Origin of the sequence: Pseudomonas solani, assembly GCF_026072635.1 — a bacterium.
Classification (GTDB): domain Bacteria; phylum Pseudomonadota; class Gammaproteobacteria; order Pseudomonadales; family Pseudomonadaceae; genus Metapseudomonas; species Metapseudomonas solani.
In genome coordinates this window covers 4366858-4383930 of sequence record NZ_AP023081.1, presented here as the reverse complement: position 1 = coordinate 4383930, position 17073 = coordinate 4366858, and the positions used below count along the sequence as shown (strand labels likewise).

Genomic DNA, 17073 nt, shown 5'->3' with positions numbered 1-17073 from the left:
CGGTGAACGGCTGTAAACAACGGTGAAACACCCAGCCCAGACAGGGCGCCGCGCGAACGGCGCCCCTGGCATGGTTCCTGCCCGTGCTCGTCAGCTGTTGTACGCGTCCGGGATGGGCGCGGCGGCTTTGCAGGGAGGCACCCACTGCCTGTTCCACCATCACCGAGAGCAACCAATGAACAACAACAAGATCCTGCTCGCCCTCGCCCTGGGAGTCGGCCTCGCCGCCTCCGGCGAAGCCCTTGCCGCCACCGGCTACACCCAGACCAAGTACCCCGTGGTCCTCGCCCACGGCATGCTTGGCTTCGATAGCATCCTCGGCATCGACTACTGGTATGGAATCCCCTCGGCATTGCGTCGTGATGGCGCCTCGGTCTACGTCACAGAAGTCAGCCAGCTGAACACCTCGGAAGCCCGCGGCGAAGAGCTGCTGGAACAGGTCGAGGAAATCGTCGCCATCAGCGGCAAACGCAAGGTGAACCTGATCGGCCACAGCCACGGCGGCCCGACCATCCGCTACGTGGCAGGCGTGCGCCCGGACCTGGTCGCCTCCGCCACCAGCGTCGGCGGCCCGCACAAGGGTTCGGCCACCGCCGACTTCCTGCGCCAGATCCCGCCCGGCTCCACTAGCGAGGCGATCGTCGCCGGCATCGTCAACGGCCTCGGCTCGCTGATCAACTTCCTCTCCGGCAGCAAGAGCACCCTGCCGCAGAACGGCCTTGGCTCGCTGGAGTCGCTCAACAGCCAGGGCGCCGCCCGGTTCAACGCCAAGTTCCCCCAGGGCATTCCCACCAGCGCCTGTGGCGAGGGCGCCTACCAGGTCAATGGCGTGCGCTACTACTCCTGGAGCGGCACCAACCCGCTGACCAACGTACTCGACATCAGCGACGTACTGCTCGGCGCCACCGCCCTCACCTTCAAGGGCGAAGCCACCGACGGCCTGGTCGGCCGCTGCAGCTCCCACCTGGGCAAGGTGGTGCGTGACAACTACCGGATGAACCACCTCGACGAGGTCAACCAGACCTTCGGCCTCACCAGCCTGTTCGAGACCGACCCGGTGACCGTCTACCGCCAGCACGCCAACCGCCTGAAGAACGACGGCCTCTAAGCCGCCCCGGCGGGGCCTGCGGGCCCCGCCTCCTGCCGACCTGCGAGCGACCACCGTGAAAAGAGTCCTGCTGTCCCTGCCCCTGGTCTTCGCCGGCTGCCTGGCCGCGATCCTCTACCTGCAATCCGCCTCCGACGGCAACGCCCACCGTGCACCGGGCGGTGCCGAGCAGCTCGCCAGCGATGAGCCCATCGCCATCGCCGATGTCCCAACCTCCGCCGACAACCTGCCGCCTGCCCTGCCGGCGCAAGTGCCCGCCCTGCCCGCCTCCTTCGCCGGTACCCAGGTCGATGGGCGCTTCCAGCTGGATGCAGGCGGCAACCTGCTGATCACCGAAGACATCCGCCGCATCTTCGACTACTTCCTCAGTGCCATAGGCGAAGAGCCCATCGGCATCTCCATCCAGCGTCTGCGCGGCTACATCACCGCCCAGTTGCAAGAGCCGGCCGAAGGCCAGGCCCTGGCGCTGCTCGAGCAATACCTGGACTACAAGCGGCAACTGGTGCAACTCGAGAAAGACCTGCCGCAACTGGCGGACTTCGACGCCATGCGCCAGCGCGAAGCCGCGGTGAATGCCCTGCGCGCCCGTCTGTTCAGCGCCGAGGTGCACCAGGTGTTCTTCGCCAGCGAGGAAACCTACAACCGCTTCACCCTCGATCGCCTGGCCATCGTCCATGACGCCGCCCTCGACGATGCCGCCAAGGCCGCCGCCGTCGACCGCCTGCGCCAGGGCCTGCCCGAAGAACTGCAGGACAGCGTGCTGCCGCAGTTGCAGGCCGAGCTGCATGTCCAGACCGAGCAGCTGCAGGCCAAGGGCGCCACACCAGCCGAAATCCGCCGCCTGCGCCAGCAACTGGTCGGCGGCGAAGCCACCCAGCGCCTGGAGGCACTGGACCAGCAGCGCCAAGGCTGGAAGCAGCGGATCGGCGCCTTCCAGGCGGAGAAAGCACGCATCGAAGCCAACCAGGGGCTCAGCGACGGCGACCGCCGTGCCGCCATCCAGCGCCTGGCCGAGGAGAAGTTCGACGAACGCGAGCGCCAGCGCCTGGATGCCGCCCTGGAGCTGGCCGCCGCCCGCGCGCAGCAGCCCTGAAATGCAGAAGGCCCGCACATGGCGGGCCTTCTTCGAGTTCGCAGCGGGTTACTGGCTGAACGTGCGGTCCAGGGAGAAGCGGCCGGCGCCTTCGATCAGCAGGGTGCCGGAGATCAGGGCGAGGATCAGCGCGTACTCATAACCACCGTTGGTGATGAAGAAGCCGCTGGCCCAGTGCACGCTGAAGATGGCAACCACCATGGCGACGATCAGCGACGCGGCGGCAGGGCGAACCAGCAGGCCGATCACCAGGGCCAGGCCACCGAAGAACTCGGCGCTGCCTGCCATCAGGGCCAGAAGGTAGCCAGGAGCCAGACCGATGCTTTCCATCCACTGGCCGGTGCCTTCCAGGCCATAGCCGCCGAAGAGGCCGAAGAGCTTCTGCGAACCGTGGGCGGCGAAGGTCAGGCCGGTCACCACGCGCAGCAGGGTGATGCCGATACCGGCGTTGGTGGAGAGAATGCGTTTGATCGGGTTGCTCATGTCGCGTTTCCTTTCGTGTGAGGAGTGTGTGGGTTCAGACGGAAGCCATATTAGTTGATTTTTTCGATATTAAAACCGCAAAAAACGCAGTATTTAAATCGATAAAATCGATCACTTCCCTCTGCTTGCCACTTTCTTCTGCGGCTCCAGCAGATAGCGCTCGCGGTCATAGGCCAGGTAGTACTTGTTCACCGCGCTGACGTAGCTCACCACCCCCATTCCCAGTTGCTCGGCGGCGATGCGTTCCACCTGGAAGAACCACTGGTTGGGGTTCAGCCCCCGGCGGCGGGCCTCCGCGCGCAGGCTTTGCACCCGCTGCGGGCCGACGTTGTAGGCCGCCAGGGTGAAGGCCATGCGCTCGCGCTCGTTGAGCTGGGCGCTGTTGAAGAAGCCCTTGCGCAGCATCGCCAGGTACTTGGCCGAGGCCTGCACATTGTTCTCCAGTGCGTGGATATTGCCCACGCCCACGGTGCGCGCCGCACCCGGGGTGATCTGCATCAGCCCGGTGGCCCCACTGGCGCCACGGGCGGCCGGGTTGAGGCTGGATTCCTTGAAGGCCACAGCGGCCAGGTTCAGCCAATCGAAGGCATGCTGGTCGGCGAAGCGCTGCAGCACCGGGCGCACCTTCTCCAGGCGCTGCCGGTCGGCTCGGGCCAGGGGGCTGTGCACCTTGTACAGGCGGCGGTAGACGCGCTGGAAGGTGGCATCCTGGTCGGAGGGCGCGTTGTAGCCGGCGAGGAAGCGATCGATGCTGGCCCGCAGCATCGGCGCGTCGCGGCGCACGAACCAGGTCATGTCGCGCTGGTTGTCCAGCACCAGGTGCTTCTCTATACGCAGCTTGGGCATCACCTTGGCCCAGCGCTCGGCAATGGGTTGCTCGACGGCAGTGAGCGGGAAGATGCCGGCCTGGACCATCTCCAGCACATCCTCCACCGCCAGGCTCGAATCGACCCACTCGATGACGATGGGCGCCAGCTTGCGTTCTGCCAGTTGCTGGTTGACCCGGCGCAGGGCCTCGGCCGCCGCGCTGCCGGCGGGCAATGCGATGCTGCGCCCGGCGAGCTGCTCCAGGCGCTGGTAGCGACGATCGCCACTGCGGCTCACCAGCAGCAGCGGCACATGGCGGCGGATCGGGGCGCTGGCGCTGACCTCGCCGCCGCTGCGCGGGTCCACCAGCTCGCCGGGGGCTACCAGGTCGCCCTCGCCGCGCAGCAAGGCGGCCAGCAACTGGTCCTTGGCCCTGGGGATGATCTTCACCTCCAGCTCACGGCCGTCGCGGGCATTGCGGTTGAGGTACTGCTCGAAGGCGCGGATGCGGTGGTATTCGATGCCGATGGCTTCGCCCTTGATCTCGCCGGAGCTGTTGCGGCTCTGGTTCACCAGCACACGCAGCACCCCGCTGCGGCGGATCTGCGCCAGGTCACGGGCCTCGCTCGGCTGCTGCCAGGCTTCCGGCGGGCCAGCCAGGCGCGCTGCCGCCGGGAACGGCAGCAGGGCGAGCAGGCACAACAGAAGCAGCAGCGGTCGGGTCATCGAATCTCCCGGTCAGGGCTGCAGGGTGCGAACCGACCGTCTGAGAGCGCAGCGCCCGGACGGAATTCCGGGCGTGCGAGGGGCGCGGAGAGTGTCACAGCTCGGCCGTCGACGCCAGCCACAACGCTGTAACAACTTCAACAAACACCCATAAGCAATTGTAAGTATTGGCTTTTCTTCTATTCGACAAGCTTTGCTATTCTGCTCCGCTCGCGTCCGAGGTAGCACCATGCAACTCATCGACATTGGCGTCAATCTGACCCATTCAAGCTTTGCCGCAGAGCGTGAAGCACTGCTCGAACGCGCCTTCGCCGCTGGCGTGGCGCAACTGGTCCTCACCGGCACCAGCGTGGCCGATGCCGAAGAAGCGCTGGCACTGGTGCGTCAGCTCGACCCCGAAGGCGGCCACCTGTTCAGCACCGCCGGCCTGCACCCCCACGAAGCCAGCCAGTGGAACGCCGACAGCGCCCGCCACCTGCACGCCCTGCTGGCCGAGCCGGAAGTACGCGCCGTGGGTGAGTGCGGCCTGGATTTCAACCGCGACTTCTCCCCACGCCCGCAGCAGGAAAAGGCCCTGGAAGAGCAACTGGCCCTGGCCGTCGAACTGGGCCTGCCGGTGTTCCTCCACGAGCGCGACGCCAATGAGCGCCTGCTGGCCATCCTCAAGCAGTTCCGCGACCGCCTGCCGGCCGCCGTGGTGCACTGCTTCACCGGCGAGCAGCGCGCCCTCTTCTCCTACCTCGACCTGGACCTGCACATCGGCATCACCGGCTGGATCTGCGACGAGCGCCGGGGCACCCATCTGCACCCGCTGGTACGCGAGATTCCCCAGGGCCGGCTGATGCTGGAAAGCGACGCGCCCTACCTGCTGCCACGCAGCCTGCGGCCGAAGCCCAAGAGCGGCCGCAACGAACCGGCCTTCCTGCCCGAGGTGCTCATGGAAGTGGCGCGTCACCGCGGTGAAACACTCGAACACCTGGCCGAGCACACCACCGCTTGTGCACGCGCATTTTTCGGGCTGCCGAACATCGCCTAACCTGTTCCTGTAAAGAGGCGGATTGATACGGATCAACGATCACGTCACAGTGCTGCGAAACAATGCTGGCACCTTGCCTAGCCTCCGAGAAAAAAGAACAGAACATGGGTAACTGGATGCGCGATCTTTCCCTGAAGTACAAGTTCTGGGCGGTCAACGCCGTCGCCTTCATCACCACACTGCTGCTGGTGCTGCACGCCATCAGCCTCGAGCGTGACGCCCGCGTGGAAAGTGCCCGCGAGTCGGCCCAGGCCCAGGCAGCCCTGCTACGCGCCTGGCCCGCCGGGCAGGCCCTGCCCGGCGGCAACGGCGTGGTCCGCTTCGCCGCCGGCAGCGCGCCGCAGGTGCAGGGTGTCGACAGCGCCGCGCTGACCCGCGCCAACGGCTGGGTCGAGCTGGATCACGACGCCCTGTTCGGCAGTGACCCGGTGATCGGCGCCCAGGTTCAGGATGCCGCCGACGGCCAGCGCATCGCCGTATTGGCCCACGCCCCGAGCCTCGTCGAGGTCTTCACCTCGCGCATGTTCAACTACGCGGTCACCGTGTTCCTGCTGATGATGGCGCTGCTGGCCTCCTCGCAACTGCTGATCCGCTTCCTCCTCAGCCACCTCAACACCCTCAAGGACGTGATGCTGCACGTGGAGAAGAGCGGCGACCTGTCCGCCCGCGTACCGCTGGACAGCCGCGACGAGGTGGGCCAGATGGCCAGCGCCTTCAATGCCATGCAGGCGGGCTTCCAGCGCGTGGTCGGCACCGTCGCCCAGGTCACCGAACGCCTCGACGAAGGGGCCGCGCGCCTGGCCTCGAGCATGGGCGAAGTGCGCCAGGGCATGCTCGGCCAGCAGAGCGAGACCGACCAGGCCGCCACCGCCATCAACGAGATGTCCGCCACCGTCCACCACATCGCCCAGCACGCCGCCGACACCCGCGACCAGTCGCAGACCGCCGACCAGCTCGCCGGCGCCGGCCAGAGCGTGGTCAGCCGCGTCGGTGAGTCCATCGCCGGGCTTTCCAGCGGCGTGCAGCAGACCGCCGAGATGATCGAGAAACTGGCCGAAGACAGCCAGAAGATCAGCAGCGTGGTCAGCGTCATCCACGGCATCGCCGAGCAGACCAACCTCCTCGCCCTCAACGCCGCCATCGAGGCCGCCCGCGCCGGTGAAATGGGCCGTGGCTTCGCCGTGGTGGCCGACGAGGTGCGCAACCTCGCCAAGCGCGTGCAGGACAGCACCGACGAGATCACCAGCATGATCCTCGCCCTGCAGTCCGGCACTCGCGACGCCGTGGAATTCATGCAGGAAAGCTCGTTCAAGGCCGACAGCTGCGTGCAGCAGGCCCATGAAGCCGGCGAAGCCCTGGCCGCCATCACCGGCGCCGTGGCGCAGATGCGCCAGAGCAACACGCAGATCGCCGTGGCGGCGGAGCAGCAAAGCCATGTGGCCGAGGAAATGACCCGCGCCGTGGTCGGCATCCGCGACGTCACCGAACTCACCGTCAGCCAGACCGTTGGCTCGGCCTCCACCAGCGCCGAGCTGGCCAACCTCGCCAGCGAACTGTCTCGCGCCATCCGCCAGCTCAAGCTCTGAGCGGACTATCCCGCCCATAGTCAGAACCCATTCGCCGGCCCTCCCGGGGCCGGCCTAGACTTGCCCGCAATCCTTCAAGGAATCCGCACCATGGGCAAACGTCACCCCAACCTCCGCACCTGGCAGTGGAAGACCTACGCCAGGAACCACCGCAACCCCACCAACCTGGTGCTGCACCTGCTGGCCGTGCCGCTGTTCATCGTCGCCACCCTGGTGCTGCTCAACGGCCTGTTCACCTGGCGCTTCCTGCCCGTCGTCCTCGGGGTGATCGGCCTGATCGCCTCCCTGGGCCTGCAATCCCACGGGCACCGGCTGGAAGCGGAGGCCCCCGAGCCCTTCCTGGACCGCAAGGACGCCGTGGGCCGCCTGCTGACCGAGCAGTTCGTCACCTTCCCGCGTTTCCTGTTCAGCGGCGCCTGGTGGCGCAACTGGCGCAACCGCCCCTGACACCAGGTCCTTGCCAGCAAAGCGCCATTACTTTCGTCGGAAAGGCTCAAGCTGGCCGCAAAAATGACGATATGCTGGCACCACGCTGTATGAGGGACGTCGCATGCCGTCAAAGCGACAGATACTTGTCACCATTTTTCTGACTTTCGCCCTGTACTCCCTCGCTCAGGGCGAGCAGTCCAGCTATCCCCTGGATATCCCCGCCCTGCGCCTGCACCTGCCCGGTGCCAGCCCCCGAGTGTTCACCCTGCGCGACCTCCAGGCGATGCCCGGCGTCAACCTGCGTGCACGCGGGCCCAGCGACGACAAGGTCTCCGACTGGTACGGCGTGCCCCTGAGCCAGTTCCTCCAGCAGCTCCCGGCGGACCTGCAGCACCCCACCGAACTGCACCTGCGTGCTCTCAACGACTACTCGGTGGTGATCCCCGCCAGCGACATCGAGCGCTACCAGCCGGTGATCGCCTATTCCCGCGACGGCCAGCCCATGGCGGTGGAAGCCTACGGACCGCTCTTCCTCATGTACCCCTTCAACGCCCACGCCGAATTGCGCGTGCAGAAGTACTACAACCGTGCCATCTGGCAACTGAGTGACATCTACATCGAGTAGCGACCATGCCCGACAGTTTTGCCGACAGTATTTCCCTGCCGCGCAAGCGGCTGGTGATGGCGGTCCTCCTGGTCATCATGCTGGTCATGGCGATCACCGCCGGTGGTTCGCTATGGCTGGTGGTCAACGAAGCGCGGCAGCTCGGCCGCCCCGGCTCCCACGGCGAGCTGTGGCAGGTCTACCAGATCCGCAACGGCATGGACCGCCTGGTCGAGGAAGCGCAACGCATCGAGCACGGACACAGCAGCGCCACCCAGCTGGTGGTGCGCCTCGGCGTGCTGCGCAGCCTGGCCCGGCCCATCGAAGGCCATCATCTGTTCGACTTCCTGCCTAGCGCGCGCCCGGAGAACACCCGCACCCTGCAGCGCGTGGCCGAACTCAGCCAGCGCTGGCTGAGCCGCGTCGACTGGAACGACCAGGCCTCTGCACGCGCCACCAGCGCCGAGATCCTCCAGGAACTGCCGCCGCTGCAACACGCCATGCACGAGGTGATGGTGGCGGCCAACATCTCCCTCACCAATGAGCTGGACGAAGAGCGCCAGCGCCTCTACGGCTACTTCAGCAAGCTCGCCTGGGCCCTGTTCGGGCTGCTGCTGGGCGGGGCCCTGCTGGTCACCCATCTGATCTACAGCTTCCGCGAGGCCCGCCGGCTGAGCGAAAGCCTGGGCGAGCTCGCCCACACCCTGGAAAGCCGTGTCGAGGCCCGCACGCTCGCCCTCAGCGAAGGCCGCGAGCTGCTCAAGCACATCCTCGAAGCCAGTCCCAGCGACGTCGCCCTGATCGGCGCCGAGTCCGGCAAGGTGCACTTCGTCAACCAGCGCCTGATCGTCCGCCAGGGGCTGCAGCGGGGCTCGCTGTTCTCCCTGGATCGGCTGTTCGCCGCCGAGTCCGAGGCCCATCGCTTCCGCGCCGCCCTCGAAGAGCGCCGCCAGATCGACGACTGGGAAGCCCTGCTCGGCAAGGCGGCGCCCTACTGGGGCGTGGTCTTCGGCCGTATCGTCGAGCTCGAGGGCGAGCCTGCGCACCTGGTCTGGAGCTACGACATCAGCCTGCGCAAGCGCATGGAACACGAGCTGCTGACCCTGGCCACCACCGACGGCCTCACCGGCCTCGACAACCGCCGCGCCTTCATGCAGCGCGCCGAAGACATGCTGCGCCAGGCCGAACGCTTCGGGCACCCGTGCTCGGTGCTGATGATGGACATCGACCACTTCAAGGCGGTCAACGACGGCCACGGCCACGCCATCGGCGACGACGCGCTGCGCGCCACGGCACGGGTGATGCGCGACTGCCTGCGTGGCGTGGACGTACTCGGGCGCCTGGGGGGCGAAGAGTTCGCGGCGATCCTGCCGGAAACGGGGGATGGCAAGGCCGCGCTGGTGGCCGAGCGCCTGCGCGCCGGCATCGAGGCCCTGCGCGTCGACCTGCCCGAGGGTGATGTACTGCGGATCACCCTGAGCCTGGGCATCGCCGAGAAACGCCCCGGCGAAAGCCTCGAATCGCTGCTCGGCCGCGCCGACGCGGCGCTCTATGGGGCCAAGCAGGCCGGGCGCAACCGCGTGGAAGTCGCGCCCGTCTGAAGGCTCAACCGAAGACGGTGACCGTCTGCCGGCTCAGCGCCACCAGCTCGCCGGAGGGTGTCCACAGGCGGGCCGAGACATGGCCGTAGCCATCACGGGCGTGTTCGATCTCGGCGCGGTACAGGCACCACTCCAGGGTGCCCACGGCCGGCAATGGCTGCACGAACTCGATGGTCCAGGTCAGCGAGCTGCCCGGCACCGGGCTGCGCAGGTGCGGCAGCACCGCCGGCGGCCAGGCATCCACTAGCGCCAGCAGGTGCGCCACCTCGACGGGCTCGTCTTCCACATCGCCACGGAAACGCACCCAGCCGCCCATTTCACGGGCCGGGTTGTTGGTGAACGGCATGCTGCCGATGCCCCAGCGCATGGCCAGGAAGCGTGTGAACTCCGGCGTCACGCCGCGCAGGAAGGGCAGCTCCTGGCATTCCTCCGCCGGCTTGATCACCGGCGCCGGCTCGGCCGCCACATCGATCGCCGACTCCCGCGAGGCGCCGAAGCTGCCCTGCACCACGGCCACGGTATGGCCGTTCTGCACCGCGCGGCAGAACATCTGGCTCACCGCCTTGCCCTCGCGCAGCACCTCGGCCTCGAAGCTGGCCGGCACCTCGGCTTCCATCGGTCCGACGAAGGTGATCGCCAGCGAGCGCACCGGGCGCCCGTCGCTCACCTTGGCGCTCATCGCCTCATAGGCCAGCGCGGCCACCAGGCCACCGAAGCTGGCTCGCCCCTGAGCCCAGGCGCTGGGCACCACCACCGCTGCGGGGTTGCTGCGCACCGCCTGGATCAACTGGGAAAACTTCATGCTCAACTCACCCGCTGAAATCGAAAGTGGGGGGATGTTAGGGGATTGCCCCGGCGCTAGAAAGCCAACCTTCAAGCGGGTAGCGACAACGGGGAGGGGAAAAATGCCAGGCCATCAGGCGCGCTGATGGCGCCTTCGGGATCGCACCCGCGACGTAGGATGGGAAGAACGAAGCGAATCCCATCGACGCGGGGCCTCCCGGAACACCCACCGCCGGGCGGGTAAACCAAGAAGCAACCCTGCAGGGAGCAGTCGGGTTGCCCCCGACCCACGCCGGACTCAACGGCGAGGCAGGATCAGCCCAGGCTCGCTTGCAACTTATCCAGCACCCGGTCCGAACGCACCTCGGCGCCGTGCATGGCCACGCTCCAGGCCTTCACCCGGGGCGCAAGGTCGGGCTCCTGCTCGGCCATCGCCAGCCATTGCAGGCGGTCGTGCCATTTGCCGAGGGCGGTCTGCGCGCCCTTGAGCAGACGCTGGGTCTTGTCGGTGACGTCCACCAGGTGCGGGTACGCCTCACTGCCGTAGCGGGCACGTTTGATCAGCAGGCGCAGGCGGTGACGGTCGTGGGCTGGGTCCGCCAGGGCCTGCTCCAGGCGCTTCCAATCCTTGGCCAGGCGCTTGCGGATGCTCTTGCGCGGCTTTTCCAGCAAGCCTTCGCGGTGGGAGATGCGCAGCAGCTGCGGCCAGGCATCCAGCACCCGGAACAGTTGCGCCAGGGCCGGCGCTGCCAGCAACGCGGTGTAGCCCGCGCGCACCCGCTGGCGGCGCAACTCGGCCAGTTGCACCAGGCCGTGGCTTTCCAGCTCGACGACCAGCACCTCCAGGTCACGCAGCGGTGTACTCAGCGCCCCCACCTCGTGGGCGGCGTCATCGAGCACGTCGGCAGCGGGCAGGTCGCGCAGGGGCCGCAGCAGGCTGCGCAGGCGACGGATATTGATGCGCAGGTCGTGCAGCGCCTCGCCATCGGTGTCGGCCTCAAGGCGTGCGCGGCAGGACAGCAGCTTGATTTCGAGGGTCAGGACCTGGGCGATCAGGTCGTCGAGCATGGCGGGCATGGAACGATCATCCGAGAGGGCGGGCGCGCTCCGATCAGCGCTCCACGCGGGTAAGACGCCAGGGCAGGGCCCTGCGCAAGGCCTTCAATGCCTGCGCGAGCTCTGCCGGTGGCAAAGGCTCGCCAGCATACCGCAGCGCCTCGTAGCGGCGGGCGAATTCCTCGATCAGTGGCGCCTGCGCCGGCAACGCGAGGGCCGCCCTGGCCGCATAGTCGCGCGGGCCTTCGCCCTTGCCACGACGCACGCCCTGGCGACCCAGGGCCCGCTCGAAGCCCTGGAACAGGCGCAGCTGCGGGTCACGCTCGCGGCGCCAGGGCTTGAACATGAACAACGCCACCAGGCCCACCAGGATGCCGCCACCGCCCACCAGCAACAGGGCGAAGGTGCGGGCGTCGAGTGAACCGAACCAGCGTTGCAGCACCTGCATCTGCACCTCGCCCTGGTAGCCCAGGACCCAGCGCTGCCAGCCGTAGTTGAGCTGGTCCCAGGCCAGGCGCAGCTGGTTCACCCAGCCCACCTGGCGGTAGCGCAGCGGCGAGAAGGGCGAGTTCTCGAGGAAGCTCTGCTCCTCGGCCACCGCCTCCTCCAGCCCCTGCTCGATGCGGTTGGGCGCCACCTGGAAGGTCGGGTCGACGCTGGTCCAGCCCTTCTCCGGCGTCCAGTACTCGACCCAGGCGTGGGCGTCGAACTGGCGCACCGCCACGTAGTTGCCCGCCGGGTTGATCTCACCGCCCTGGTAGCCGGCCACCACCCGCGCCGGCACCCCGGCCGAACGCAGAACGAAGGTCATGGCCCCGGCGTAGTGGGCGCAGAAGCCCCGGCGGCTGTCGAAGAGGAACTCGTCCACGCTGTTCGCCCCGCCCGGCGGCGGCTTCAGCGTGTAGACGTAGGGCTCGCGGTTGAAATGCTGCAGCAGCGCCTGCACCAGGTCCTCCGTCACCGGGTGCCGGGCCTTGAGCTCGGCGGCCCAGGCGCGGCTGCGCGGGTCGCCCTGCTCGGGCAACTGCAGGGTGCGCCGGCGTACGCGGTCGTCGAGCGCCGGGTCACGCAGCGCGTCCGGCCAGGAGGTCACCCGGTACAGCAACGAGCGGTCCACGGGGCGCCGCCGCTGCAGGTGGAAGTCGATCATCTGCCGGGTGTCTTCGAGGCTGGTCTCGCCCACGTCCAGGGCGAACAGCCAGGGCCGCGCGCTGGGCTGCATCACCACGCTGTAGTCCAGCGGCTCGCCGCGCTTCTCCCACTGTGCCGGGGTGTTGAACTGGCTGGCTTCGGACTGCGACCAGCGGCGGCCATCGAAACGCTCCAGGGTCAGCGCACGCCAGTAGAGCTCACGACGCGGCGGCGGTGGCCCGTCGAAGGAGGCGCGGAAGGCCAGCTCGGCGGACTGGCTAAGCTCGGCGATATCGGCCGGCGCCATGCTGTCGGAAAGCCCGGTCACACCCTTGTCGCTGGGCAGTGGCAGCGACCACAGCGGCCCCATGCGCGGGAAGAACAGGAACAGCAGCAGCATCAATGGCAGTGCCTGGGCCAGCAGGGTCGCCGCCAGGCGCAGGGTGGCCAGCGGGCGCGCGGCGAAGGCGCTCTGCTGCAGGCCGATCAACGAGGCCAGCAACGCGGTCACCGGCAACAGGCTGTAGACCGCGGCGAGCATGCCATCGTCGAACAGGTAGGCGGTCACCACGGTGAAGAAGCCGAGGAAGATCAGCACCAGCGCATCGCGCCGGGTGCGCATCTCCACCAGTTTGAGAATGAAGGCCGCCACCAGCAGCACCACGCCGGCGTCCAGGCCGATCAGGCTGCCCCGGGACAGCAGCACCCCCGTACCAGCGCCGACCATCATCAGCACCTTGGCCAGGCCGCTGGGGTAGCGCGCGCGCATGCGGAACACCTGCACCCGCCAGCCGGCGCACACCAGCCACAGGCCGATGATCCACAGCGGCAGGTGGAACAGGTGCGGCAGGATCACCAGCACCTGGGCCACCAGCAGCCAGGTCAGGGCGATGCGCGGGATCGGCTGCACCGGGCTCATCGCGCCACCCCGTAAAGGGCCAGCGCGCGCAGGCAGGCATCGCGGTGCAGCTCACCGACGTCCGGGCGCAGCTCCTGGCCGCCCAGGCGCAGGCCGAAGGGCTGGCCGCGCTCGGTGAAGGTCAGCACCCAGTGGCAGAGCAACGACAGCCGGCTTTCCAGCTCGCCTTCCAGGCCCTCCAGGTCGAGCCACAGGTCGGCACCGGCGAGGGCGGCGAAATCCTTGATGAACAGGCCCTGGCCCCGGGAATAGGCCTTCCAGTGCAGGCGCCGCCGCGAGTCGCCGGGCTGGTAGGGCTTGAGCCCCTGGTAGTCGTCGGCACCACGGCCGAGCACGCGTACGCCCTCCTCCTCGTCGTCCCGGCGGCCACCAGTGCCCATGGGCAGGTCGCCGGGCAGCGGGCGCGGGTAGACCAGCGCCGCCTGGTCCAGGTCCACCCAGCTCCAGGCCACCAGCAAGCCGAGGGGAAAGCGGCTTTCCACCCGCAGGCGCCCCGGGCGCAACCAGCCACGGCGCTCGGCCGGCAGGTCCACCTCGCAATCGCAGGAACCGCCGGCGGGCACGTCCTGGGCCTGCAACTCGGCCGGCGGCCAGCCGAGGGCAATGGCCTGGTGGGGCTGGCGCTCGCTCTCCAGGCGCACCCGGAAGCGCGCCCGCTCGCCGACGAACACCGCCGGGGCGCCCGCGGCGCGCAAGGTCATGCCGGCGAGGTTCCGGAAGGTGTGGAGGATGGTCAGGATGAACATCGACAGCAGCAGGAAGGTCAGGCCATAGGCCAGGCTGTTCTGGTAGTTGATCGCCACCAGCAGCATCAGCACCAGGGCGATGCCGAAGGCCAGGCCGGTGCGCGTGGGGATGATGAAGATGCGCCGCTGGTTGAGGCGCACCTCGGCGGCGGGCGGAATCCGTTTCGCCAGCCAGCGGTTCCAGCGCGGCCGCACGCGCTGCCTGAGCATCAGAGCGCCGGGACTTCGCGCAGCAGCCACTGCACCAGGGCGCCGCCGCCGTGGCCGGCCGGGTCGGCCTGCTCCCGCAGGCGGTGGCCGACTACCGAAGGCAGCACGGCTTGTACGTCCTCGGGGATCACATAATCACGCCCGGCCAGCAGCGCCCAGGCGCGGGCAGCAGCGAGCAGTGCCAGGCTGGCACGCGGCGACAGGCCCCAGGCGAACTGGGCGTGGGAGCGGGTCGCCTCCACCAGGCGCAGCACATAGTCCACCAGTGCATCGCTGACACGGATCTTCGGCACCTCGGCCTGGATCAGCGCCAGCTCGGCGTGGTCCAGCACCGGCTCCAGGCGCGGCAGGATCTCCCGGCGCGCTTCGCCCAGCAGCAGGGCCTTCTCCGCCACACGGGCCGGGTAGCCCAGGGACAGGCGCATGAGGAAGCGGTCCAGCTGCGATTCCGGCAGGGCGAAGGTGCCGCCCTGGCTCACAGGGTTCTGCGTGGCGATGACGAAGAAGGGTTCGGGCAGCGGCCGGGTCGCGCCCTCGATGGTCACCTGGCCCTCCTCCATGGCTTCGAGCAGCGCGCTCTGGCTCTTGGGCGTGGCGCGGTTGATCTCGTCGGCCAGCACCAGCTCGGCGAATACCGGGCCCGGGTGGAAGACGAACTGGCCGGTGTCCTTGTCGAACACCGAGGTGCCGAGGATGTCGCCGGGCAACAGGTCGGAGGTGAACTGGATGCGCTGGAAGCTCAGCCCCAGCACCCGCGCCAGGGCATGGCTGAGGGTGGTCTTGCCCATGCCGGGCAGGTCTTCGATCAGCAGGTGACCCCGGGCCAGCAGGCAGGTCAGCGCCAGGCGCACCTGGGGCTCCTTGCCCAGCACGACCTGGTTAACGGCGTTGAGGCAGGCATCCAGTCTGGTTCGCATCGCAAGCTCCCGAAACAATGGGCCGATGCTACCGGTGGGCACGGAGATGGCAAAGCGCCCTGCAATTTTTGCTGACGAAACCGTGCGCCAGGTCCGCCCCAGCGCAACGGCACGCCAGAGCGCCTGAACACCTCAAAGCTAACCGCCCGGGGACTACAAGCGGAAATGCCCCGCCATCGCCTGCAGGTCGCGGCCCAGGGAGGCCAGCTGGGTGCTGGAGCTGGCGGTTTCCTCCATGGCCATGGCGGACTGGTCGGCGATGTCGCGGATGCTGGTGACGCTGCGGTTGATCTCTTCGGCCACGGCGCTCTGCTGCTCGGCGGCGGCGGCAATCTGCTGGTTCATCTGGTGGATCACCGCCACCGCCTCGGCGATGCCGCTCAAGGCCTGCTCGGTGTGATTGGCGTCCTGCACCGTCATCTCCACCAGCGCCCCGCTCTCCTGCATGCGCTCCACGGATTGGCGCACGCCGTCGCGCAGGGTGGCGATCAGCCGCTCGATCTCGGCGGTGGACTGCTGGGTGCGCTTGGCCAGCGCGCGCACCTCGTCGGCCACCACGGCGAAACCACGGCCCTGGTCGCCGGCGCGCGCCGCCTCGATGGCGGCGTTCAGCGCCAGCAGGTTGGTCTGCTCGGCCACGCTCTTGATCACGTCCAGCACCGAACCGATGCTCTGGGTCTCGTGGCTCAGGTGCTCGATGCTCCGGGTCGCCGCCTCCATGGCCGCGGCCAGTTGGTTGATGCGCCCCAGGGTCTGGCGCACCACTTCGCTGCCATTGCTGACCTTGCTGTCCGCGCTCTGGGTGGAGGCCGCGGCCGCCTCGGCGTTGCGCGCGACTTCGTGGACGGTGGCGGTCATCTCGCTCATGGCGGTGGCCACCTGGTCGGTCTCCAGCTTCTGACCGTTGACGCCGACCCGGGTCTGCTCGGTGACCGAGGACAGCGCCTGGGCCGAGGAAGAAATCTGCATCACCCCGCCCTGCAGCCGGCCGACCATGTCACGCAGGTTGGCCGACATGCCGCGCATGGCCTCCAGCAGTTGGCCCACTTCGTCGCTGCGGTCCACCTCGATCTCGACGCTGAGATCGCCGGCGGAAATCTGCCGCGCCACCGCGATCACCCGTTGCAGCGGGCGCACGATCAGCAGGGCGATCAGCACCGTGGCCGCCAGGCCGATGACCAGGGCCAGGGCGCTGGCCATGAGGATCAGCAGCGAGCTGGCCTTCTGCTGGGCGAGCATCGCCTCCTTCTGCAGCGCGGAAGCCTGGTCGACGGCCTGAACGATCACCTCGGCGGCGCCGACCAGCGCCTGGTACTCCACCTTCTGCTGGCGCAGGTGGCCGGTGTATTCCTTGAGGCGCTCGTTGAACGAATCGATATTGCCGATCACCTCGGTGAGCACTGCGGCGTAGCCCGGGTCCTTCATGCTCTCGCGCAGCTCGCCGGCGAGCTTCTGCGCATCCAGCGCCTCCTGGATGGCGCTCTCGTCGATCTCGCCGCTGCTGCGGCTCTGCTCCAGGCGCACCCGGGCCTGGTTCAGGGCCAGCAGCAGGGATTGGTAGACGCGGCTGATCTCGCCGCCCTGGGCGACCATCTCGGCACCTTCCGCGCCCTGGGAACTTTTCAGCAGGTCGACGCCGTCCTCGTTGAGGCCCGACTGCAGCACGTCGAGGCTGTTGGAGGCACTGACCACCAGCCAGTTGGCCGCCTCCAGGGACAGGCGCATGTTGTCGGTCAGTTCCACGTAGCGGTCGAAGGCCGCGCGGTAGGTGGTTACCGCCTGGTCCACCTGGCCCAGGGCCTGCCGGCTGGCATCGCCGAGGTCCGCCGCCAGCGCCT

Annotated in this window: 14 protein-coding genes and 2 pseudogenes; 7 read left to right on the top strand and 9 right to left on the bottom strand. The window is 68.2% G+C overall.

Translation table 11 applies throughout. The annotated features are described in order from the left end of the window. Window positions 1-175: 175 nt before the first annotated feature. Window positions 176-1108: a triacylglycerol lipase gene (locus tag PSm6_RS19970; RefSeq protein WP_265168043.1), complete on the top strand. Its 933-nt coding sequence runs from the start codon at window positions 176-178 to the stop codon at window positions 1106-1108. Between the two features lie 55 nt (window positions 1109-1163). Beyond that, on the top strand, window positions 1164-2201 hold the full coding sequence (locus tag PSm6_RS19965; RefSeq protein WP_021220359.1) for a lipase secretion chaperone: 1038 nt from the start codon (window positions 1164-1166) through the stop codon (window positions 2199-2201). Window positions 2202-2249: 48 nt separating this feature from the next. Here the strand turns inward: PSm6_RS19965 and PSm6_RS19960 are convergent, their stop codons facing one another. Beyond that, window positions 2250-2684: a DoxX family protein gene (locus PSm6_RS19960; RefSeq protein WP_021220360.1), complete on the bottom strand. Its 435-nt coding sequence runs from the start codon at window positions 2682-2684 to the stop codon at window positions 2250-2252. A 111-nt stretch (window positions 2685-2795) separates the two neighbouring features. After that, complete coding sequence (locus tag PSm6_RS19955; protein WP_021220361.1) at window positions 2796-4217, bottom strand: MltF family protein; 1422 nt, start codon at window positions 4215-4217, stop codon at window positions 2796-2798. A 229-nt stretch (window positions 4218-4446) separates the two neighbouring features. Between PSm6_RS19955 and PSm6_RS19950 the strand changes: the two genes are divergently transcribed. The 5 genes from PSm6_RS19950 to PSm6_RS19930 all read left to right on the top strand — a co-directional run bounded on the left by PSm6_RS19950 (window position 4447) and on the right by PSm6_RS19930 (window position 9473). Next, window positions 4447-5253: a TatD family hydrolase gene (locus tag PSm6_RS19950; RefSeq protein WP_265168042.1), complete on the top strand. Its 807-nt coding sequence runs from the start codon at window positions 4447-4449 to the stop codon at window positions 5251-5253. Window positions 5254-5357: 104 nt separating this feature from the next. After that, the gene (locus PSm6_RS19945; protein WP_021220363.1) at window positions 5358-6839 is read left to right on the top strand and encodes a methyl-accepting chemotaxis protein; all 1482 of its coding nucleotides are present in this window, start codon (window positions 5358-5360) and stop codon (window positions 6837-6839) included. Between the two features lie 90 nt (window positions 6840-6929). Continuing rightward, on the top strand, window positions 6930-7286 hold the full coding sequence (locus tag PSm6_RS19940; RefSeq protein WP_021220364.1) for an Mpo1-like protein: 357 nt from the start codon (window positions 6930-6932) through the stop codon (window positions 7284-7286). A gap of 103 nt (window positions 7287-7389) precedes the next feature. Further along, the gene (locus PSm6_RS19935; protein ID WP_265168041.1) at window positions 7390-7893 is read left to right on the top strand and encodes a putative pterin-binding protein; all 504 of its coding nucleotides are present in this window, start codon (window positions 7390-7392) and stop codon (window positions 7891-7893) included. 5 nt (window positions 7894-7898) lie between these two features. Then, the gene (locus tag PSm6_RS19930) at window positions 7899-9473 is read left to right on the top strand and encodes a GGDEF domain-containing protein (RefSeq protein WP_265168040.1); all 1575 of its coding nucleotides are present in this window, start codon (window positions 7899-7901) and stop codon (window positions 9471-9473) included. A 4-nt stretch (window positions 9474-9477) separates the two neighbouring features. Here the strand turns inward: PSm6_RS19930 and PSm6_RS19925 are convergent, their stop codons facing one another. The 7 genes and pseudogenes from PSm6_RS19925 to PSm6_RS30545 form a co-directional block, all read right to left on the bottom strand. Continuing rightward, the gene (locus PSm6_RS19925; RefSeq protein ID WP_043243266.1) at window positions 9478-10275 is read right to left on the bottom strand and encodes an acyl-CoA thioesterase; all 798 of its coding nucleotides are present in this window, start codon (window positions 10273-10275) and stop codon (window positions 9478-9480) included. A gap of 296 nt (window positions 10276-10571) precedes the next feature. Beyond that, window positions 10572-11333, bottom strand: coding sequence for a CHAD domain-containing protein (locus PSm6_RS19920; protein WP_043243265.1), 762 nt, complete (start codon window positions 11331-11333; stop codon window positions 10572-10574). Window positions 11334-11367: 34 nt separating this feature from the next. After that, window positions 11368-13362, bottom strand: coding sequence for a transglutaminase TgpA family protein (locus tag PSm6_RS19915; RefSeq protein ID WP_021220369.1), 1995 nt, complete (start codon window positions 13360-13362; stop codon window positions 11368-11370). After that, entirely contained in the window at window positions 13359-14318 is a 960-nt protein-coding gene (locus tag PSm6_RS19910; RefSeq protein ID WP_021220370.1) for a DUF58 domain-containing protein, read from the bottom strand. The genes PSm6_RS19915 and PSm6_RS19910 overlap by 4 nt, the downstream gene beginning before the upstream one ends. Then, on the bottom strand, window positions 14318-15235 hold the full coding sequence (locus tag PSm6_RS19905; RefSeq protein WP_021220371.1) for an AAA family ATPase: 918 nt from the start codon (window positions 15233-15235) through the stop codon (window positions 14318-14320). The genes PSm6_RS19910 and PSm6_RS19905 overlap by 1 nt, the downstream gene beginning before the upstream one ends. Window positions 15236-15388: 153 nt before the next feature. Beyond that, window positions 15389-15898 (bottom strand): annotated as a pseudogene (locus PSm6_RS30550) (methyl-accepting chemotaxis protein); the annotation flags it as partial. Between the two features lie 393 nt (window positions 15899-16291). Beyond that, window positions 16292-16435, bottom strand: a pseudogene (locus PSm6_RS30545) (HAMP domain-containing protein); the annotation flags it as partial. Between the last annotated feature and the right edge of the window lie 638 nt (window positions 16436-17073).